General features: G+C 68.7%; 15 protein-coding genes and 1 pseudogene. 8 read left to right on the forward strand and 8 right to left on the reverse strand.

Annotated elements, in window-relative coordinates; translation table 11 throughout:
* The first annotated feature begins 62 nt into the window (after positions 1-62).
* The gene (locus tag J7656_RS07315) at positions 63-656 is read left to right on the forward strand and encodes a nitrous oxide reductase accessory protein NosL (protein ID WP_211554512.1); all 594 of its coding nucleotides are present in this window, start codon (positions 63-65) and stop codon (positions 654-656) included.
* A 72-nt stretch (positions 657-728) separates the two neighbouring features.
* Here J7656_RS07315 and carB read toward each other — a convergent pair whose 3' ends face one another.
* Positions 729-3,953, reverse strand: coding sequence for a carbamoyl-phosphate synthase large subunit (carB, locus tag J7656_RS07320; RefSeq protein ID WP_211554513.1), 3,225 nt, complete (start codon positions 3,951-3,953; stop codon positions 729-731).
* Positions 3,954-4,153: 200 nt separating this feature from the next.
* Here carB and J7656_RS07325 point away from each other — a divergent pair, with 200 nt between their 5' ends.
* On the forward strand, positions 4,154-5,164 hold the full coding sequence (locus J7656_RS07325) for a hypothetical protein (protein WP_211554514.1): 1,011 nt from the start codon (positions 4,154-4,156) through the stop codon (positions 5,162-5,164).
* A gap of 78 nt (positions 5,165-5,242) precedes the next feature.
* Here J7656_RS07325 and J7656_RS07330 read toward each other — a convergent pair whose 3' ends face one another.
* A complete protein-coding gene (locus J7656_RS07330; protein ID WP_017344652.1) occupies positions 5,243-5,467 on the reverse strand; it encodes a hypothetical protein in 225 nt (74 codons plus the stop codon).
* Positions 5,468-5,759: 292 nt separating this feature from the next.
* Here J7656_RS07330 and J7656_RS07335 point away from each other — a divergent pair, with 292 nt between their 5' ends.
* On the forward strand, positions 5,760-7,007 hold the full coding sequence (locus J7656_RS07335; RefSeq protein ID WP_211554515.1) for an RNA-guided endonuclease InsQ/TnpB family protein: 1,248 nt from the start codon (positions 5,760-5,762) through the stop codon (positions 7,005-7,007).
* Between the two features lie 75 nt (positions 7,008-7,082).
* On the opposite strand, the pseudogene J7656_RS07340 reads toward J7656_RS07335, so the two are convergent.
* The 3 genes and pseudogenes from J7656_RS07340 to J7656_RS07350 form a co-directional block, all read right to left on the reverse strand.
* A pseudogene (locus tag J7656_RS07340) lies at positions 7,083-7,615 on the reverse strand (DUF5815 family protein).
* A 75-nt stretch (positions 7,616-7,690) separates the two neighbouring features.
* On the reverse strand, positions 7,691-7,924 hold the full coding sequence (locus J7656_RS07345) for a hypothetical protein (RefSeq protein WP_017344654.1): 234 nt from the start codon (positions 7,922-7,924) through the stop codon (positions 7,691-7,693).
* A gap of 92 nt (positions 7,925-8,016) precedes the next feature.
* Positions 8,017-10,239 (reverse strand): CDC48 family AAA ATPase, encoded by a 2,223-nt coding sequence (locus J7656_RS07350; RefSeq protein ID WP_211554517.1) that lies wholly within the window; start codon positions 10,237-10,239, stop codon positions 8,017-8,019.
* A gap of 229 nt (positions 10,240-10,468) precedes the next feature.
* Here J7656_RS07350 and J7656_RS07355 point away from each other — a divergent pair, with 229 nt between their 5' ends.
* Together J7656_RS07355 and larC are read left to right on the forward strand one after the other, a co-directional pair.
* Positions 10,469-10,651, forward strand: coding sequence for a hypothetical protein (locus tag J7656_RS07355; RefSeq protein ID WP_017344656.1), 183 nt, complete (start codon positions 10,469-10,471; stop codon positions 10,649-10,651).
* Positions 10,652-11,139: 488 nt separating this feature from the next.
* Positions 11,140-12,531 (forward strand): nickel pincer cofactor biosynthesis protein LarC, encoded by a 1,392-nt coding sequence (larC, locus tag J7656_RS07360; protein WP_017344657.1) that lies wholly within the window; start codon positions 11,140-11,142, stop codon positions 12,529-12,531.
* Between the two features lie 26 nt (positions 12,532-12,557).
* Here larC and J7656_RS07365 read toward each other — a convergent pair whose 3' ends face one another.
* The gene (locus tag J7656_RS07365; RefSeq protein WP_017344658.1) at positions 12,558-12,890 is read right to left on the reverse strand and encodes a hypothetical protein; all 333 of its coding nucleotides are present in this window, start codon (positions 12,888-12,890) and stop codon (positions 12,558-12,560) included.
* A gap of 556 nt (positions 12,891-13,446) precedes the next feature.
* Between J7656_RS07365 and aspS the strand changes: the two genes are divergently transcribed.
* From aspS to J7656_RS07380, 3 genes are all read left to right on the forward strand, one after another.
* Complete coding sequence (aspS, locus tag J7656_RS07370) at positions 13,447-14,751, forward strand: aspartate--tRNA(Asn) ligase (RefSeq protein ID WP_017344660.1); 1,305 nt, start codon at positions 13,447-13,449, stop codon at positions 14,749-14,751.
* A 257-nt stretch (positions 14,752-15,008) separates the two neighbouring features.
* On the forward strand, positions 15,009-15,311 hold the full coding sequence (locus J7656_RS07375) for a hypothetical protein (protein ID WP_017344661.1): 303 nt from the start codon (positions 15,009-15,011) through the stop codon (positions 15,309-15,311).
* 1 nt (position 15,312) lies between these two features.
* Complete coding sequence (locus tag J7656_RS07380; RefSeq protein WP_017344662.1) at positions 15,313-16,050, forward strand: DUF4382 domain-containing protein; 738 nt, start codon at positions 15,313-15,315, stop codon at positions 16,048-16,050.
* Between the two features lie 278 nt (positions 16,051-16,328).
* On the opposite strand, the gene J7656_RS07385 is transcribed toward J7656_RS07380, so the two are convergent.
* Both J7656_RS07385 and J7656_RS07390 read right to left on the reverse strand, forming a co-directional pair.
* Positions 16,329-17,021, reverse strand: a complete 693-nt coding sequence (locus tag J7656_RS07385; RefSeq protein WP_017344663.1) for a VTT domain-containing protein — start codon at positions 17,019-17,021, stop codon at positions 16,329-16,331.
* Positions 17,022-17,097: 76 nt separating this feature from the next.
* Entirely contained in the window at positions 17,098-17,925 is an 828-nt protein-coding gene (locus J7656_RS07390) for an NAD(+)/NADH kinase (RefSeq protein ID WP_017344664.1), read from the reverse strand.
* Positions 17,926-18,009: the final 84 nt, after the last annotated feature.

Below are 18,009 nucleotides of genomic sequence, written 5' to 3' on the forward strand. Positions count from 1 at the left end.
TCCTCGAACGCGCCTTTGAACGCGTCCAGAGGGGCTAAGAGGCCAGTAATCCAAATTCGACTATGACGAGAGACGACCCTTCGATGCCCGCGCGCCCTCGTTCGGAGAGCGTCCCGCGGCGACGCCTGCTCGCCGGAATCGCCGCCGCCGGGATCGGTTCCGTCGCCGGCTGTGCCGGCGGCGGGTCGAACTCGATCGCCCCCGTCACCATCGCCGACGATCAGGCCTGCGACCAGTGCGGGATGATCGTCGCCGACCACCCCGGGACGGTCGGGCAGGTCCACTTCGAGGACGACGAGCCGGAGGGCGGTCGCCCGGCGCAGTTCTGTAGCGCGACCTGCACGTACACCTACCGGTTCGACGCCGAAGGCGAGGGACGGACGCCGCTGGCGACGTTCCTCACCGACTACTCGGCGGTCGAACAGGAGATCTTCGAGCAGGGCGGCGACACGATGTTCTCCTCGCACGTCGAGAGCGAGGCGTTCGCCCGAGAGTCGGCCCTCACGGTCGTCGCGCGCAGCGAGGTGATCGGCGCGATGGGGCCGGACCTGATCCCGTTCAGCGACGACGGAGACGTCGACGAGTTCGTCGCGGAGTACGGCGGCGAGGCGATGCCCGCGACCGAGGTGGAGCGGTCGACGCTCGAAGCTTTATAAACAAGTCGGCGACCGGCGACGGGGGTATTTAAACAGACGGCTCGGTCCGACCGTCTTCGCGACGCGAGCGGATTACTCTGCGCCCCACTGCTCGACGCGCTTCGGGCGGTCGGACACCGCCATCACGTCGAGGTCGTCGCCCGCGTGGTCGAGGGCTTCGAGCGCCGCCTTCGCGGAGGCGTGCGTCGAGAAGTAGGTGATCTCCTCCTCGACGGCGACCTCCAGCAGGTCGCGCTGGCGCGAGACGATGAGGTCGAGCTCGCCGCGCCTCGCCGCCTCGATGAGGTCCGTCGCCTCGCTCAGCTCGAAGTGCGCCGCGTACCCGTCGACGAGCGCCTCGCCGGCCTCGGTGCCCGGGTCCGGGAACTCCTCGGCCGAGAGGTCGACGACGGCGGTGCCGGACTCCGGGATCGGCTTCCCGGTGGAGTCCTGCGCCTTGTCGTACGCCTTGCCGAAGGAGGTCGCGGTGCCCATCACCTCGCCGGTGGACTTCATCTCCGGGCCGAGCCGCGGGTCCGAGCCCGGCAGGCGGTCGAACGGCAGGACGACCTCCTTCACGGAGCGGTGTTCGGGGATCTGCTCGTCGGCGTCGAGGTCGGCGAGCGTCAGGTCGTCGGTCATCACCTTCGCCGCCAGCTTGGCGATGGGGACGCCCGTCGCCTTCGAGACGAACGGGACCGTCCGCGAGGAGCGCGGGTTCGCCTCCAACACGTACACTTCGCTCTCCGCCTCGCTCTCGACGCCAGTCACCGCGAGCTGGACGTTGAGCAGGCCGACCGTGTCGAGCGCGCGGGCGATGTCCTCGGTGACCTCGCGGACCCGGCCGAGCGTCTCGTCGCCGAGCGAGCGCGGCGGGATCATGCACGCGGAGTCGCCCGAGTGGACGCCCGCGCTCTCGACGTGCTCCATCACGCCGCCGAGCAGCACGTCCTCGCCGTCCGCGACGGCGTCGACGTCCAGCTCGACCGCGTCGTCGAGGAACTGGTCGACGAGGATGGGCTTGTCGGGCGAGACGCGGACCGCCTCCTCGATGTACTCCTCGAGCTCCGCGTCGTCCTCGACGACCCGCATCGCGCGGCCGCCCAGCACGTAGGAGGGACGCACGAGGACGGGGTAGCCGATCTCGTGGGCCAGCTCCAGCGCCTCGGCCTCGCTCGTCGCGGTGCCGCCCTCGGGCTGCGCGATTCCCATCTCGTCCATCAGGACGTTGAACCGGTCGCGGTCCTCGGCGAGGTCCATCGCCTCGACGCTCGTGCCCAGAATCTCGCAGTCCAGCCCGCGGCGCTCGATCTCCGCCTGGAGCGGTTCGCCCACGTTGACGGATGTCTGCCCGCCGAACTGGACCATCACGCCGTCGGCGCCGGTGGTCTCGATCACGTCGGCGACCTCCTCGGCGGAGATGGGCTCGAAGAAGAGTCCGTCTGAGGTGTCGTAGTCCGTCGACACCGTCTCGGGGTTGTTGTTGATCACGTGCGCGTCGATGCCGAGCTCGCGGAGCGCGCGCACCGCGTGGACCGCGCAGTAGTCGAACTCGACGCCCTGCCCGATGCGAATCGGGCCGCCGCCGACGACCACGACGCTCTCGACGTCGGGGTCGACGCGGACCTCGTTCGCCGCGCCGGCGGTGTCGGCGCCCCGGAGGAACTCCGGGAGGCGCGCGGAGTAGTAGTACGGCGTCGAGGCCTCGAACTCGCCCGCGCAGGTGTCGACCTGTTTATAAGTGCGGTCCGGAACCTCGCTCTCAACCTGCCCCACGTCGGCGTCGACGCCGCCGGCGGTCGCGGTCGCCGCGATCTCGGCGTCGGTGCGGCCGACCATCGCCGCCTCGGTGAAGTCGCCCTCGGCGGCCGCGGCGGTGCCGTCGGCGATCTTCTCGAAGCGCTCGACGTACCAGCGGTGGATGCCGGTGAGGTCGATCACGTCGTCGACGGCGTAGCCGCGGTCGAACGCCTCGAACATCGCGTACGGGCGGTCGGGGGTCGGGCGTTCGAGATACTCGGATTCGAGCTCCGCGTCGTCGACCTCGTCGAAGTCGACCGCGGGGTCGTACTCCGAGGAGCGTAACGCCTTCACCATGCTCTCCTCGAACGTCCGGCCGATCGACATCGCCTCGCCGGTGGACTTCATCGCGGTGCCCAGCTCGAAGTCCACGTCGTCGAACTTGTCGATGGGCCAGCGCGGCACCTTCGTCACCACGTAGTCGATGGCGGGCTCGAAGGCGGCGGTCGTCTCGCCGGTGATCTCGTTGTCGATCTCGTGGAGGCGCTTGCCGAGCGCGACCTTCGCGGTGACGCGGGCGATCGGGTAGCCGGTCGCCTTCGACGCGAGCGCGGAGGAGCGCGAGACGCGCGGGTTCACCTCGACGACGCGGTACTCGCCGCCGGGCGTCCCGTCGTCGTGCCACGCAAACTGGATGTTACAGCCGCCCTGGATGCCGAGGTCGCGGATCACTTCGAGCGCCGCGTCGCGCATCTCCTGGTGGCCGTCGTCGGGGATCACCTGCGAAGGGGTGACGACCGTCGACTCGCCGGTGTGGATCCCCATCGGGTCGATGTTCTCCATGTTACAGATGATGATACAGGAGTCGTCGGCGTCCCGCATCACCTCGTACTCCAGCTCGACCCAGCCGGAGATGGACTCCGTGATCAGCACCTCGCTGTTGCGCGAGAGGCGGAGCCCCTTGCGGACGCGTTCGACGAGCTCCTCGAAGTCGTCGACGACGCCCGAGCCGGAGCCACCGAGGGTGTAGGTCGTCCGCGCGATGACCGGGAGCCCGCCGACCGCGTCGACCGCGTCCTGAACGCGCTCGCGGAAGTACTCCTCGTCGAAGTCGGTGACCGACTCGTCGTCGTCCAAGGAGATGGTGGTCGACTTCGGCACCGGTTGGCCGAGGTCCTCCATCCGCTGGCGGAAGAGGTCGCGGTCCTCGGTCGCGTAGATGGTGTCGAGCGGCGTCCCCATCACCTCGACGTCGTGCTCCTCCAAGATTCCCTCCTCGGCGAGTTCGGCGGTGACGTTGAGTCCGGTCTGGCCGCCGAGACCGGCGATGACGCCGTCCGGCTCCTCAATGCGGATGACCTCCGCGATGGCCTCGGGCGTGATCGGCTCGATGTACACCCGGTCGGCCGTCTCGGGGTCGGTCATGATCGTCGCGGGGTTCGAGTTCACTAAGACGACGCGAGCGCCCTCCTCTTGGAGGGCGCGACACGCCTGCGCGCCGGAGTAGTCGAACTCGGCCGCCTGTCCGATCTGAATCGGTCCGCTGCCGATAAGTAGAATCGTCCGGTCCTCGCTCATTACGCGGACGGAATACGCTCATCGTAATAAGGCCGGCGGTAGAGTACGAATCTCGCAGCGAGTTTGCGATTTTCGCAAGACACGACGTGCCACGGTGGTCGGTACGACACCACATGATTTTCCCGCCGCCTCTCCGTATCGGTGAGCTGAGAGGCCCACCACAAGGGATTTACCGAGATGTCAGAAAATCGGGGACTGATATGCCCTGTTCCCGCCGCCGCGCCCTCCAACTGCTCGGCGTCGCCGGCGCGACCGCCGCGACGGCCGGCTGTCTCAGCCCCGCCGACCTCGACGCGTACGCGCTCATCGCCGACGAACTGGACCTGTCGTCGATCGGACCCCCCTACCTGTGGCCCGACCCAACGGTCATCGACGCCACCACCCGCGTCGACTTCACGACCGAGGCCAAGACTGCGTTCCTCTCCGAGCTGTTCGAAACCGGGACGGTAACCGTCAGACAGTGGCCGCTCGTCGGCCGCGACCAGTGGGGGACCGAGACGCGACCGCGGCCGACGTTCCTCGAACGCGACGGGACCTTCTACGAGGTCCGGATCACCGACGAGCGCGTCCTCGAACGCGAGCGCTGGCACTTCGCGGTCGACCGGGTCGACGAGACGCCGCCCGACGGCGCGGCGGTCGCGGAACCGCCCTTCGACCTCTCCGAGCAGGACGAGCGCGTGCTCGACGCGGCGCTTGACGCCGTGTACGCGGGCAACGACGGCTTCCTCGGAGACCCGGAGTTCGACGAGCTCCAGACCGTCGAGTTCCACCACGGGCTCGACGCCGACGCCAGCGCGCTCGTCCCGTCGCCGCCGTTCGAGTTCGTGGAGTACAGCGACGAATTCTTCCGAGCCGTCACGGAGCGGCGGACCGTCGACGTTCCGGAGTGGACGTACGCAATCGACGAGATCGCCGCCTCGCCGGGCGGATTCACCGAGTACGCGCGAGACGCGATCGTCGAGCGCGACCTCGACGCCGTCGGGCTCTCGGACGGCGCTCGCGGGGTGTTGGACGACGCGATCGCCGAGGACCCGCGCCGCTACGAGGAGGGCGCGCCGCCGTCGGCCAACCTCGACGAGGCCCTCGACGCGCTCGGCATCGCCGAGGACCTCGAACCGATCGAGAGCTACGACGACCGCGTCGACTTCCGGAACGTCGTCGTCGAGTACCGAGACGGAGTCTATCGGTTCGACCTGATCGTCACGCCGTAGAAATCTCGCGGACCGTCGCCGGCCGACCGCACACCGCCCCCTCGACACGGACGGAGGCCTCCCGGACGCCGGCCGCCCTCAGGTTTCGATCCGGTACCGGTACGGCTGGCCCGAAATGACCTCGACCTCGCCGCGCTCGGCCCGCCGCCCCAACACGGTGGCGACTCGGTGCGGGCTGTCGATCTCCTCGCAGTCGTCACACTCCTCGACCAGGGCGAGGATCTCCCGCGCCGTCAGCGGCTCGTCGGCCTCGGCGAGCACGCCGCGGATCCGGTCGAACCGGTCGTATTCGCCGGCGCTCATACGTCTTACGTAGGGTCTCCGAACATATAGGGTTCAGTGAGACAGGAGTCGGACGGTTGTCTGACACGATTTCTCTCGCGGTTGTTTTCGGCCGTTTGAGCCGTTTGCCGAGACGCGACGGGAACGGAGCCGGGTTTCGCTCAGCGTAATTCAAGGTGGAGCCTCCGGCCTCAAGGAGCGAACGAAGTGAGCGAGTAGGCCGGAGAGGAAACCGACATGGTACGACACAACCGGCATACTGCGACCGACCGGCTCCCATATATTCAAGTACCGTCGAATACTCTCTGAAGTCATGGAGGTGCGTCGAACTGCCGTCGTGAAACTCGACCTTTCCGACGAGCAACGCGACGCACTCCACCGAACCGCCGACCAATACCTGTACTGCGCGAACCGAACCGCCGACTACTGTTGGTCCGACACCTCCTACACCAAGTGCAAGACCAACAAGCGAGAGGTTCGTGACGCGCTCTACTCCGAACTTCGAGAGGAGACGGACCTACAGGCACAGCTCGTCCAAGCCGCCATCAAACGCGCCGTCGAAGCCGTCAAAGCGTGTGTCGAACGGTGGAAGAAGGGACAGCGTGTCTCTTGCCCGACGTTCACCGCCGAGACAATGGACTACGACGCGCGGAGCGCGACCTTCTACCGCAACAAGGTGTCGCTGGCAACTGTTGAGGGCCGGGTCGAACCGTCGTTCGTTCTCCCGGCGGACAGCCCGACGCCTTACGAACGGTACGTTCTCTCCGACGACTACGAGTTCCGCGAGAGTACGGTTCGATACGACGCAGTGGACGACGAGTTCTACATCCAACTCTCGACTCGGCGGATAGACGGTGACGCAGCGGTTTCGGCAGATACCGGGCACCCCGACCAAACGGTCCTCGGTATCGACCTCGGCGTCAACAGTCTCGCGGTCTCTTCGACCGGCACGTTCTGGCAAGGCGACGATTACGACCATTGGACTCGGGAGTTCGAGAAGCGACGTGGTGAGATGCAACAGCGCGGGACACAAGCCGCGCACGACGCCCTGCTTCGCCTCGGGAAGCGTGAGGAAGCATGGCGGAAACAGTACATCCACACCGTCGCCAACGAACTTGTCGCGGAAGCCGTCGAACACGACTGCGACGTTGTTGTGTTCGAGGAGTTAACCGACATTCGAGAGCGGCTCCCACAGGCGAAGTGGCACCACGTGTGGGCGTTCCGTCGCCTCTACGAGTACGTCTCCTACAAAGCGCCCGAGCAGGGCGTTTCCGTGGAGCAAGTCGCGCCGAACCACACGTCCCAACGCTGTTCTCGAACGGACTGTGGGTTCACGCACGAGGACAACCGCCACGGGGAACACTTCGAGTGCCAGAAGTGCGGCTACGAGGTGAACGCGGACTACAACGGTGCGAAGAACATCGGGCTACGATACGCTCGAAAGCGGATACACAGACTCCGTTCCTCGCCCAAGTCGGGGAGCGGAGACGCAGAAGTAGACCTGCGTATAAATGGTGGGACGTTGAACGGCGAGAGTCACCGGCCTACTGCCGGTGACTGATTGCCGGGAGTCCACATCAAAGCCCCACCCTCAAGGACCGAGGCGCGGAGCGCCGAGGGAGTAGGGTGGGGTAGTTTACGCGTACGGGTCTTCGGCTTCGAGGTCGCGCTCCGCCCGGTACTGCTCGACGAACTCGCTCACGTCGAACTCGACCATCTCCTGTTCGAACGCCGACAGCGCCTCGTCGTCGTCGGCGTGGCTGACGGCGTGTTCCATCAGCTCGACGACGAGCTCGACGACGATCTCGTGGAGCCGGCGGGAGTCGAACTCGGTCACCCAGACCATCGCGTACCCCACGTCGGCGTTCTCGCTGGCGTCGTGGGAAACGACCGCCTCGGGGAACTCCTCTAAGACGACGCCCAGCAGGTGCGGCGTGTCGAACTCCGGCATCTCCTCGCTCGTGGTCTCGATCGCCTCGCGGAGGACCTCGACGAGGAAGTCCGGGAGGAACCGCTCGGGGGATGGACGTCCATCACGACCGCGTGGGTCTCGCCGCAGTCGCACTCGTACTCGCGCATCCCGAGGTCCAGGTCGCCGGCGCCGATCGTCTCCCCGCAGGGTAGCTCCAGCGCGTTCTCGTCGCCGCCGGGGACGCGGGGCTGAGACATAGCTCCGCTTGGTCGCTGTCGAGGTTAAAAGGAGCGGAACGGGTCGGTGCGGGGGAGCGGGAACGGCGAGGTTCGCTACTCGAGATCCTCGTAGCCGCTTTCGTCGTCGTCGGCTTCGGGCGCGTTCTCGTCGTCTTCACCCTCGTCGCTCTCGCCGCCGTGCGTCTCCACTTCGGCCTCGACCTCGATCTCGATCCCGTTCGCCTCGTAGGTCGCTTCGACCACCTCGGCGTCCTCGCGTTCGATCTCCAGTTCGTCCCGGTCGACCTCCACCTCGACCTCCACGTCGACGGTCACGTCGTCGGACATACCGGTCGCTCCTTCGAGGCGGGAACGCAAAAGCGGTCGGTCGCGGCGGGTCTGAGCGGCGCGGGGCGATCCGCGGCCCGAAACTCAGGCGCTCACTGGAAGCCGATCCGACCGCCGGTGTCGCGGAGCGACTCGCCGCCGCCGCCCTTGAACTGCTCTTTGACGTCCTCGTAGTACGCGAGGATGTCGTCGTTGATCGTCGGGCGCACCGACTCCATCGCGCGCCGGAAGTGCTTCATCTCGACCTCCTCGGCGTCGTCGTCGTCGCGCAGCGCCTCGATGGCGGCCTCGCGGGCGATCCCCTCGAGGTCGGAGCCGACGTAGCCGTCGGTGATCTCGGCGACCTCGCGGAGGCTCACGTCGGGCGCGAGCGGCGTGTCCCGGGTGTGGATGTCGAGGATCTGCTCGCGGCCCTCCTGGTCGGGCTGGCCGATCATCACGAGACGGTCGAACCGCCCCGAGCGCAGCAGCGCCGGGTCGATCATGTCCGGGCGGTTGGTGGCGCCGATCACCATCACGTCGCCCATGTCCTCGAGGCCGTCCAGTTCGGTGAGGAGCTGGTTGACGACGCGCTCCGAGACGTTGTTCCCCATCTCCTGCCCGCGCGAGGGCGCGAGGCTGTCGAGCTCGTCGAAGAAGATGATCGTCGGGCTCACCTGCCGGGCCTTCCGGAAGGTCTGCCGGATCGCCTTCTCCGACTCCCCGACCCACTTCGAGAGCAGCTGCGGCCCCCTGACCGAGATGAAGTTCGCGTTCGTCTCGTTGGCGACCGCCTTCGCCATCAGCGTCTTCCCGGTGCCGGGCGGGCCGTACAGCAGCACGCCCTTCGGCGCGTCGACGCCCATCCGGTCGAACTTCTCCGGCGAGGTGAGCGGCCACTCCACCGACTCCTGGACCTGCTGTTTGGCGTCCTCGAGCCCGCCGACGTTGTCCCACGAGATCTTCGGCAGCTCGACGAGCACCTCGCGCATCGCCGACGGCTCGACCTCGTTGAGGGCGCCCGAGAAGTCGTCGCGCTTGACTATCATCCGGTCGATGAGGCTCGGGGGTACCTCCTCCTCGTCGAGATCGATCTCGGGGAGGTAGCGCCGGAGCGCCTTCATCGCCGCCTCCTTGGTGAGGCTCTCGATGTCGGCGCCGACGAACCCGTGCGTCTCGTCCGCGAGGTGATCGAGGCTCACGTCGTCGGAGAGCGGCATCCCGCGGGTGTGGATCTGGAGGATCTCCTTGCGGCCCACCTCGTCGGGGACGCCGATCTCGATCTCGCGGTCGAAGCGACCCGGCCGGCGGAGCGCGGGGTCGACGCTGTCGACGCGGTTCGTCGCCCCGATGACGATCACCTGTCCGCGGGTCTCTAACCCGTCCATCATCGTCAGCAGCTGGGCGACGACGCGGCGCTCGACCTCGCCAGTCACGTCCTCGCGCTTCGGCGCGATCGAGTCGAGCTCGTCGATGAAGATGATCGAGGGCGACTCCTCTTTGGCATCCTCGAAGATCTCCCGGAGCTGCTGTTCGGACTCGCCGTAGTACTTCGAGATGATCTCCGGGCCGGCGATCGAGAAGAACGACGCCGAGGTCTCGTTGGCGACGGCCTTCGCGAGCAGCGTCTTCCCGGTGCCCGGCGGGCCGTGGAGCAGGACGCCCTGCGGCGGCTCGATGCCGAGCTTCGAGAAGATCTGCGGGTGTTTCATCGGCAGCTCGACCATCTCGCGGACGCGCTGGATCTCCGACTGGAGCCCGCCGATGTCCTCGTACGTAATTCCGCCGCCGGTCTTCTCGAACCCGGAGATCGGCTCCTCGCGAAGCTCGACCTCGGTGTCCTCGGTGATGAGACAGACGCCGTCCGGCTCCGTTTCGACCGCGATCAGCGGGATCGCCTGCCCGGGCGACCGCATGAACGGGTGGTTCGTCGACGACATCACGGGGACGATGTCGCGCTCGACGACCGGGCGCTTGAGGATCTGGCGTTTCACCATGCCGGCGGCGTCGGAGCCGAACTGGACCGACGCCTCCTCGGGTGGGGCCAGCACGAGCTTGTCGGCCTTCTCCGCCTCCGCCTTCCGGATGGTGACGCGCTCGCCGATGCCGACGTCCGCGTTCTGTCGGGTGAACCCGTCCACGCGGACGGTGTCGGTGTTCCAGTCCTGGCGGTCGGCGCGCCAGACCTTCGCGGCGGTCGTCTCCGCGCCCTCGATCTCGATGATGTCGCCGGGCGAGAGCTTCAGGTGCAGCAGGGTGTCGGGGTCGAGTCGGGCGATGCCGCGCCCCGAGTCGTTCGGGTACGCCTTCGCCACTTCGAGTTGGACTTCGTTCATGGTTCCTCGCGGGGGATGGTCGTATCTGGACCCGGTCCGGGAATAAGCCTGTTGCCCGTCCCGGCGCCGCCGCTTCGCACCGAGCGACTAGCGCCCGCGGAATGTTGTGTTATCATATAGCACGATACGAAGCCCGCTCTTAAAACCTCGTCGTAAGCGTGCCTTTTCGCCGTCGACTCGCGCGTTGTCGCGACGGGCGCCTTTTGTCCCTGCGAGGCGACTATCAGACGTGTTCGAGTCCCTCTCCGACCCGATGCGGTCGCTGCTCTCCCGGCTTGCCTTCCTCGTGGCCGGTGCGCTCGTCGGCGCCGCGCTGTACGCCCTCGATATCGGTGGCTTCCTCGCCGTTCCGCTCGCGGTCGTCGCGTTCATCGTCGTCGGCGAGCTGTACCTGTTCGCGACCGGCGAGTAGCGTTTATAAATAGCAACGACAATTTGCGGTGGCGCGTGCCTGCGAGCGGCCGCCACCGGTGGCCGCGAGTCAGCACGCGCGAGGGACGCCGCGAGCGATGTGGGCGACCGAAGGGAGCCCCGAGCGAGCGGCGAGGCTGGGGAGGCGTGAGGTGCGGTTGCGGTGCCGTGCGGGGTGGGAATCAAAGGGGCAGCCGCGAGGGCGAAGCACGACGACGCAAGCACCGCAGGGAAGGAGCGGTAGCGACTGACTGAGGAGCGCAGCGAGTCGCGCGAGCCCTCGCGGCTGGGGCTTTGGAGATGTTCTCCGTCGATTCGTAATCATCGGTTGATAAATGAGCGACCGAGGCCTCGGTGGTGTTTAGCGCAGCGGCGTTATTCATTTATAAATGATAAACAGCTACTGGCCGGACAGTTATAAACGAATATCCGACTGATTCGGCGGCGTCAATCCCGAGGTATTTGTCCGCCAGTCGCCTCGGGAGCACCATGCGAACGCTCGTCTTCGACGGTCGGACCGGCGCCGCCGGCGACATGATCTGCGCCGCGCTGATCGCGGCCGGCGCCGACCCCGACGTCCTCGCCCCCGTCAGCGACGCCCTCCCGATACGATACGAGGTCGGAGAGACGGAGAAGAACGGGATTCGGGCGACCACGGTCGACGTCCTCGTCGACGGCGAGGACGACGGAGCGGTCGAGACAGGCGCGGACGACAGCCACGGTCACGATCACGGCCACGATCACACGCATGACCACGACCACGGTCACAACCACGACCACAGTCACGGCCACGACCACGAGACGGAGGCCGCCCAAGACGACACCCACGCCGAGGGCGCCGGCGTCCACCGCTCCTACCGCGAGGTGATCGATCTCGTCGAGTCGATGGGGCTCCCCGACGCGGTCGAGTCGACCGCGCTCGACGCCTTCGAACTGCTCGGCCGCGCCGAGGCGTCGGTCCACGGCACCGACCTCGACGACACGCACTTCCACGAGGTGGGCGCGGACGACGCGATCGCCGACGTGGTCGGCGCCGCGCTGCTGCTCGCGGACCTCGATCCCGACCGCGTTCTCACCACGCCGGTCGCTGCCGGGGGCGGCACGGTCGAGATGAGCCACGGGACGTACCCGGTTCCGGCCCCGGCGACGACCGAGATCGCGAGCCGCGCCGACTTCCGGATCGTCGGCGGGCCGATCGACCGCGAACTGCTCACCCCCACGGGCGCCGCGATCCTCGGAGCGGTCGCCGACGACGTCGACGCGGTCCCGGATCTGGCGGTCGAGCGCGCTGGCTACGGCGCGGGCGACGCCGAGTTCGAGCGCCACCCGAACGTCCTCCGCGCGCTCGTCGGCGACGGGGGACCGTCAGCGAGCGAGACCGCGCGGGAACGAACCGCAGGCGGCAGCCTCGTCCGCGACGACATCGCCGTCCTGGAGACGAACCTCGACGACGCCGCGCCGGAGGTCCTCGGCGGGCTTCAGGAGACCCTCTCGCGTGCCGGCGCGCGAGACGTGACGATCGTTCCGACGACGATGAAGAAATCCCGCCCGGGCCACCTCGTGAAGGTCATCTGTAAGCCGGCGGACGCCGAGGCGGTCGCCGAGCGGCTCGCCCGGGAGACCGGGACGCTCGGGGTGCGCCAGTCGGGCGCGACCCACCGCTGGATCGCCGAGCGCGAGTTCGAGACGGCGACGCTCCGGGTCGACGGCGTCGACCACAAGGTGGCCGTGAAGGTCGCCTCGACGACGGATGGGGAGGTGTACGACGTCAGCGCGGAGTACGACGACGCGGCCGCGGTCGCCGAGGCGACGGGCCTCCCGATCCGGGAGGTGCTCCGGCGCGCCGAGGCCGACGTGCGGGAGCGGCTCGACGACGGTTAGGTTCGGAAGACCGAGCCCCCGCCCCGTCAGTCGGGCGGGTCGACTCGCTCGACGCGCTCGGGGTCGACGCCGAACCCGTCGGCGAGGCGCTCCCGGACGCGGTCAGCGACGACCGCCTCGTCCGCGCCGAGCTCGGCCGCCCGAACCGCCTCCTCGTCGACCGCGAGGGTGGCGACCGCCTCGACCGTGGTGTCGTTGAGGCCGGGCCGGAGGCCGGCGATTTCAAGCTCCTCGACGCTGAGGCCGTCGATTCGCTCGATCTGTGCTCTGGCGCCGGCGACGAGGTCGCCGGCGGCCGCCTGCGAGACGCGGACGGTCACCGTGGCCTCGACCGACGGCGTGTGGATGGCTGCCGCCATACGCCCTCGCCGCGAGTCGAACGCGGGGCGGCCGGTCGGCGTCCCGGGCCGACCCCGGGAGGCGACCGATCCGCGTCCTCGAACGCCGCGCCGGCGACGACGGGGGTCGCCGACGGCGACGCTCGCGAGGGTGACGGTCGTCTCACTCGACGCGCATGACGGACAGCGGCGGCTGGAGAGAACGGGAGATGGTCCGTCCCGCGGGGAAAGCTCCCCAGCCGACGCGCGTCACGCGGTCGGGCGGACGGACCGTGGGTTCGGAGCCGAATACCCGATCCCGATCCACCCGAGGAACGCGACGCTCGCGGACCGGCCGAGCGTCGAGGTGGTGGAACGGGTCATGGTCGGGATCCGCGGCGCGGGAAGCGCCGTTATCAGCCTCCTGTATCGGTTTCGTATTAAAATTATGTTAGTTATGCGACCACATGCCACGGTGAATTCGGCCCGGAAGTCCCCGAGAATCCGCCGGAGCGGCCGCGGGCGAGCCGTTCCGTCGACGCCGAGACGACAGGCCTATGCCGAACGCCCGACCAGTTGCGCGTAAGCAGCCACCGTCATGATCGAGCGAATTCACACGTCGGACGTCGAACCGGACGCGGACGAGGTCGCCATCGCCGGCCACGTCCACGAGATCCGCGACCTGGGAGGCCTCGTCTTCCTCATCGTGCGCGACCGCGAGGGGCTCATCCAGATCGTTTTCAAGGAGGAGCGCGAGCCCGAGCTGTTCGAGGCCGTCCAGGACGTGGGCGCCGAGGACGTGGTCCGCGTCGTCGGCGAGCCGCTGGAGAGCGACCAGGCGCCCGGCGGCGTCGAGATCGCGCCCACCGAGTACGAGGTCATCGACGAGGCCGACTCCCCGCTCCCCCTCGAAATCTCGAAGGACATCGAGGTCGACCTCTCGACCCGGCTCGACAACCGCGCGCTCGACCTCCGCAAGCCGGAGACGCTCGCGGTGTTCACCCTGCGCTCGGAGCTCATCACCGCGATGGAGGAGTGGTTCGAAGACGAGGGGTACGTCGACATCAAGACGCCCCTGATCTCGAAGGGCGGCGCCGAGGGCGGCGCCGAGCTGTTCCCGATCCTCTACTACAACCAGGACGCGTTCCTCTCGCAGAGCCCCCAGCTGTACAAGCAGATGCTGATGGCGTCGGGGTACGAGGCCGTCTACGAGACGGGCACCGCGTTCCGCGCCGAGGACTTCGCCACTTCTCGCCACGTCTCCGAGATCGCGATGTTCGACGTGGAGCTGGCGTACATCGACGACGAGGACGACGTGATGGACGTCCAAGAGGAGTCGCTGCGCTACGCGCTCAGCGAGGTCGCGGAGAACGCCGAGCGCGAGCTCGACCTGCTCGACGTCGACCTTGACGTGCCCGAAGAGGACTTCCCGCGGATCACCTTCGACGAGGCGCTCGACATCCTCGAAACCGAGTACGGCCACTTCCCGGACGACCCGACCGACCTCGACACGAAAGGGGAGAAGCTGCTCGGCGAGCACTTCGAGGAGCAGGGACACCCGGCGTTCTTCGTCGTCGGCTACCCCGACGAGAAGTTCTACTACATGCAGGACGTGCCCGACGACGAGATCGCCTCCCGGAAGTTCGACCTGATATATAAAGGACAGGAGCTCTCCTCGGGCGGCCAGCGCGAGCACGACGTCGAGCGCATGGTCGAGGTCATGGAGGAGGAGGGCGTCGAGACCGCGAACTTCGAGTTCTACATCGAGGCGCTGAGCTACGGCACGCCCCCGCACGGCGGCTACGGGCTCGGCATCGACCGCCTCGTCCAGAAGGTCGCCGACCTCGACAACATCAAGGAGGCGATCATGTTCCCGCGCGACCCGAACCGGCTGGAGCCGTAGCGGGACCGAACCGATCCGGACCGTCGAGGCTCGTTCCGTCCGCTCCCCGATGCGCGGCTGCGCGGTCGGGATCCAATTCCGTCGCGCGAGCGACAATCGAACCGCTCGGCGTTCGCCGTCTTTTATAAGATGCCTGCCGATCTGACGAGATTCGGGTTTCAAAGTCTCTCACGCCCGTTAAACCGAATTAAATTGGGCGTAATTCGGCTGAACGGCTTGCGTCATTAAAGGGAGTCGGGCCCCGAGGGGAAGTTGCTATGAACGCACTCCGAACGACGCTGCTCGTGGCGCTGGCCACGGTGGTACTGATCGGGACCGGCGCGGCCGCCGGTGCCGTCGCGGCGACGCCCGGCCCGGACAACGCCTCGGGCGACGCGGGCCCACCGAGCGACCTCCCGGACCAGGTGCCGGACTTCGTCGGCGGGGTCCTCGATAGCGTGAACGAGTTCCTCGACGGCGGCGTCGACGACCTCGGCGAGACCGTGAGCGAGGTCGCCGGGAACGGCGCCGGCGAGGGCGACGCAGACGACGGAACCGACACCGACGAGGAGGGGGCGTAACGTGACGGACCGCACGTCCGACCGCCTCGCGCTCGACCGCCGAACGTACCTCCGTGCGACCGGCGCCGCCGCGCTCGGCGCGGCCGGCCTGGCCGGCTGCGTCGGCCGGGCGAGCGGGACGCTCGCGACGCGGGTCACCGACCAGCCGGCCGACATCGGCGACTTCGAGTCGCTCGTCGTCACCGTCGAGGGGTTCTGGCTCGGGCCGGAGGGCGCCGAGCCGGACAGCGAGGACGCCGACGGCAACGAGACCGACACGGACGATGGCGGCGACGACGCTGGCGACAACGAGACTGCCGACGGCAACGAGACGGACGCGGGCGACGAGGCCGACGACGAGGAGGACGCCGGCCGCGAGTACTTCGAGTTCGACGAGGCCCAAGAGGCCGACCTCGTCGAACTCCAGAACGGCGAGACGCAGCTGATCGACGAGCGCGAGCTCCAGACGGGGGAGTACCCGTACCTCCAGATCGACGTGTCGTCGGCGGACGGGACGCTCACCGACGGGAGCGACGCGACCGTCGACCTCCCGGGCAACGCGCCGCTGAAGTTCAACGAAGCGTTCGAGATCCGGGAGAACACGCGGACGACGTTCACCGCGGACTTCGCGCCGGTGCTGCGCGGGAACGGCCGCTACCTCCTCCGACCGGTACCGAGTGGCATCGAGGTGGAGTACGAGGAGTCGTCGGACTCGGACGACGACGGATCGAGCGGCGACAACGAGACCGACGACTCGTAGCGACGCCGCAGTCCCCCGGTCCCCCGTTGGAGTCGCGGCCGCACCCGTCGCTCGCGCGGAGCGAGCGCGGCCCGCGCCGCGGCTTCGGGGTCAGGGCTGGGTCGGTTCCCGGGATTCGGGGACCGGGGGAATGCGCGCGCCGTTGCGGTCGGTCCCCGATCCGAGGCAGACGCCGTCAGAGGCACACGACCCGCACGATCGCCCGTACGACGACGCGTTCGGGCGGTCTCCGCTTTCTCCGATCCGTTCGCCTTTCGGCCTTTTCATACCGCGAGGAGTCAGGCGGTCGCCGCGTCCGGCCGCACGAACGTCCGATAGAGCGGTCCGGCGAGGACCAGCGCGCCGACCGCGGCCATCCCGAGGATCACGGTCGGGTCGACGAGCGACCCGCCGCTCGCCGCGAGTCGGTCGAGCGAGACGCCGACCGCGACCCCGGCGAGGACCCACGGCAACTCGCCCAGCGCCGTGCCGACCAGGAACGGCCGGACCCCGACGCCGGCGGCCGCGGCCCCGGCCGTCACAGCGTCGGAGGGGAGCGGCAGCAGGCGGGTCCCGGCCACGGCGCGCACGCTGCCGGACTCCGCCGCGAAGCGCTCGCCGGCCCGGCAGAACCGGTCTGCGATGCCCGGCTCCTCGCCCGTCTCGGAACCGTCGCGAATTCGGAGCCGCCCCGCCCGAGCGAGCGCGTACGGCGGGAGGGCGGTGCCGACGACGAGCGCGAGCGCGAACGGCGCCCCGACCCAGCCGTACCCGAAGCCGACGGCGACGGCGAGGAGGGTCGTCGGCCACGCGAGCAGGGGCCGCACGGCGGCGAGCGCGACGACGGCGACCCCGAACCGGAGCGGATCGGTCGCGAGCCAGCGGAGCCGCGAGAGCGCCCCCTCGGGGGAGACCGCGAGCGCGAGCGCCGCCAGCGCGGCGACGACGGCGCCCGCGACCGCGTACCGCCCGAGCGTCGACCGGCGATTCACGCTCGCCGGTCCGCGGGCGCCCGGTAAACGCTTTGTGGGTGCGTTCGAGCGGGAGCCGAAGGTCTGCGCGTCCGGCTCACGACAGCTTTCCGAGCGCCTCGAAGAAGTCCGAGGGCGGGCCGGCAATGCGTATCGGCGGCGCGGCGCGCTCGACTGTCACCTCAACCGGCCCGTCGAGGGTCTCGGTGTCGCGGCCGTCGCTGACGACCGTCGCGCCCGCGTCGTCCGCGACCGAGACGGTGACCGTCGCGTCGGCGTCCACCACGAGCGGCGGCATCCCCTCCTCGGCGACCATCTCGTTGACGACTAACCCCCCGACCTCGGGGTGGACGAGGGGCCCGCGCTCGGAGAGGTTGTACGCGGTCGACCCGGTCGGCGTGGCCACGAGGACCCCGTCGGCGTGGCCGCCAGCGTACCGGGACCCGTCGACGCGCACCTCGTAGTCGATCCCGCCACCCGGGCCGCGCCGGTCGCCTTGGACGACCACCTCGTTCGCGGCCGGCGTCGAGGTCCAGTCGCCGGTGCTCGCGGTGAGCCGCGGCGCCTCGCGGACGTCTAAGCCGCCGTTGCGGAACGCCCGGATCTCGGCGCGGAGCGCGGTCGCGGCGTCCGCCGGCGGGACGGCGTTGAGAAAGCCCACCTCGCCGAGGTTCACCCCGACGATCGGGGTGTCGCCCGCGTTGCGCGCGACGAACAGGAACGTCCCGTCGCCGCCGACCGCGACGACGAGGTCGCAGTCGCCGAACGCGTCGACCGGTCGGGCGTCGTCGCCGGCGTCGAGCGCGGCAGCGGTCTCCTCGTCCAGCCAAACGCTCTCGCCCGCGTCGACGACGACGTCTCGGAGGGTCGCCGCGAGCGACGCCGCCCGCTCGCTTCCCTTTCGCGCCACGATGCCCACTTCCATGCGGAATCCATCCCGAGCCCCGGATAAAAGCGTGCGGACATCGGGCGGCACCGGGTTCCCGAGACCTGAAACCTCGCCGGAAAG

This window comes from Halorubrum ruber, from assembly GCF_018228765.1.
GTDB classification, from domain to species: Archaea; Halobacteriota; Halobacteria; order Halobacteriales; family Haloferacaceae; genus Halorubrum; species Halorubrum ruber.

Bases quoted from the DNA above. Each gene is read 5' to 3' on its own strand.
- J7656_RS07315 (WP_211554512.1), top strand. From the start codon at position 63: ATGACGAGAGACGACCCTTCGATGCCCGCGCGCCCTCGTTCGGAGAGC.
- carB (WP_211554513.1), bottom strand. From the start codon at position 3,953: ATGAGCGAGGACCGGACGATTCTACTTATCGGCAGCGGACCGATTCAG.
- J7656_RS07325 (WP_211554514.1), top strand. From the start codon at position 4,154: ATGCCCTGTTCCCGCCGCCGCGCCCTCCAACTGCTCGGCGTCGCCGGC.
- J7656_RS07330 (WP_017344652.1), bottom strand. From the start codon at position 5,467: ATGAGCGCCGGCGAATACGACCGGTTCGACCGGATCCGCGGCGTGCTC.
- J7656_RS07335 (WP_211554515.1), top strand. From the start codon at position 5,760: ATGGAGGTGCGTCGAACTGCCGTCGTGAAACTCGACCTTTCCGACGAG.
- J7656_RS07345 (WP_017344654.1), bottom strand. From the start codon at position 7,924: ATGTCCGACGACGTGACCGTCGACGTGGAGGTCGAGGTGGAGGTCGAC.
- J7656_RS07350 (WP_211554517.1), bottom strand. From the start codon at position 10,239: ATGAACGAAGTCCAACTCGAAGTGGCGAAGGCGTACCCGAACGACTCG.
- larC (WP_017344657.1), top strand. From the start codon at position 11,140: ATGCGAACGCTCGTCTTCGACGGTCGGACCGGCGCCGCCGGCGACATG.
- J7656_RS07365 (WP_017344658.1), bottom strand. From the start codon at position 12,890: ATGGCGGCAGCCATCCACACGCCGTCGGTCGAGGCCACGGTGACCGTC.
- aspS (WP_017344660.1), top strand. From the start codon at position 13,447: ATGATCGAGCGAATTCACACGTCGGACGTCGAACCGGACGCGGACGAG.
- J7656_RS07375 (WP_017344661.1), top strand. From the start codon at position 15,009: ATGAACGCACTCCGAACGACGCTGCTCGTGGCGCTGGCCACGGTGGTA.
- J7656_RS07390 (WP_017344664.1), bottom strand. From the start codon at position 17,925: ATGGAAGTGGGCATCGTGGCGCGAAAGGGAAGCGAGCGGGCGGCGTCG.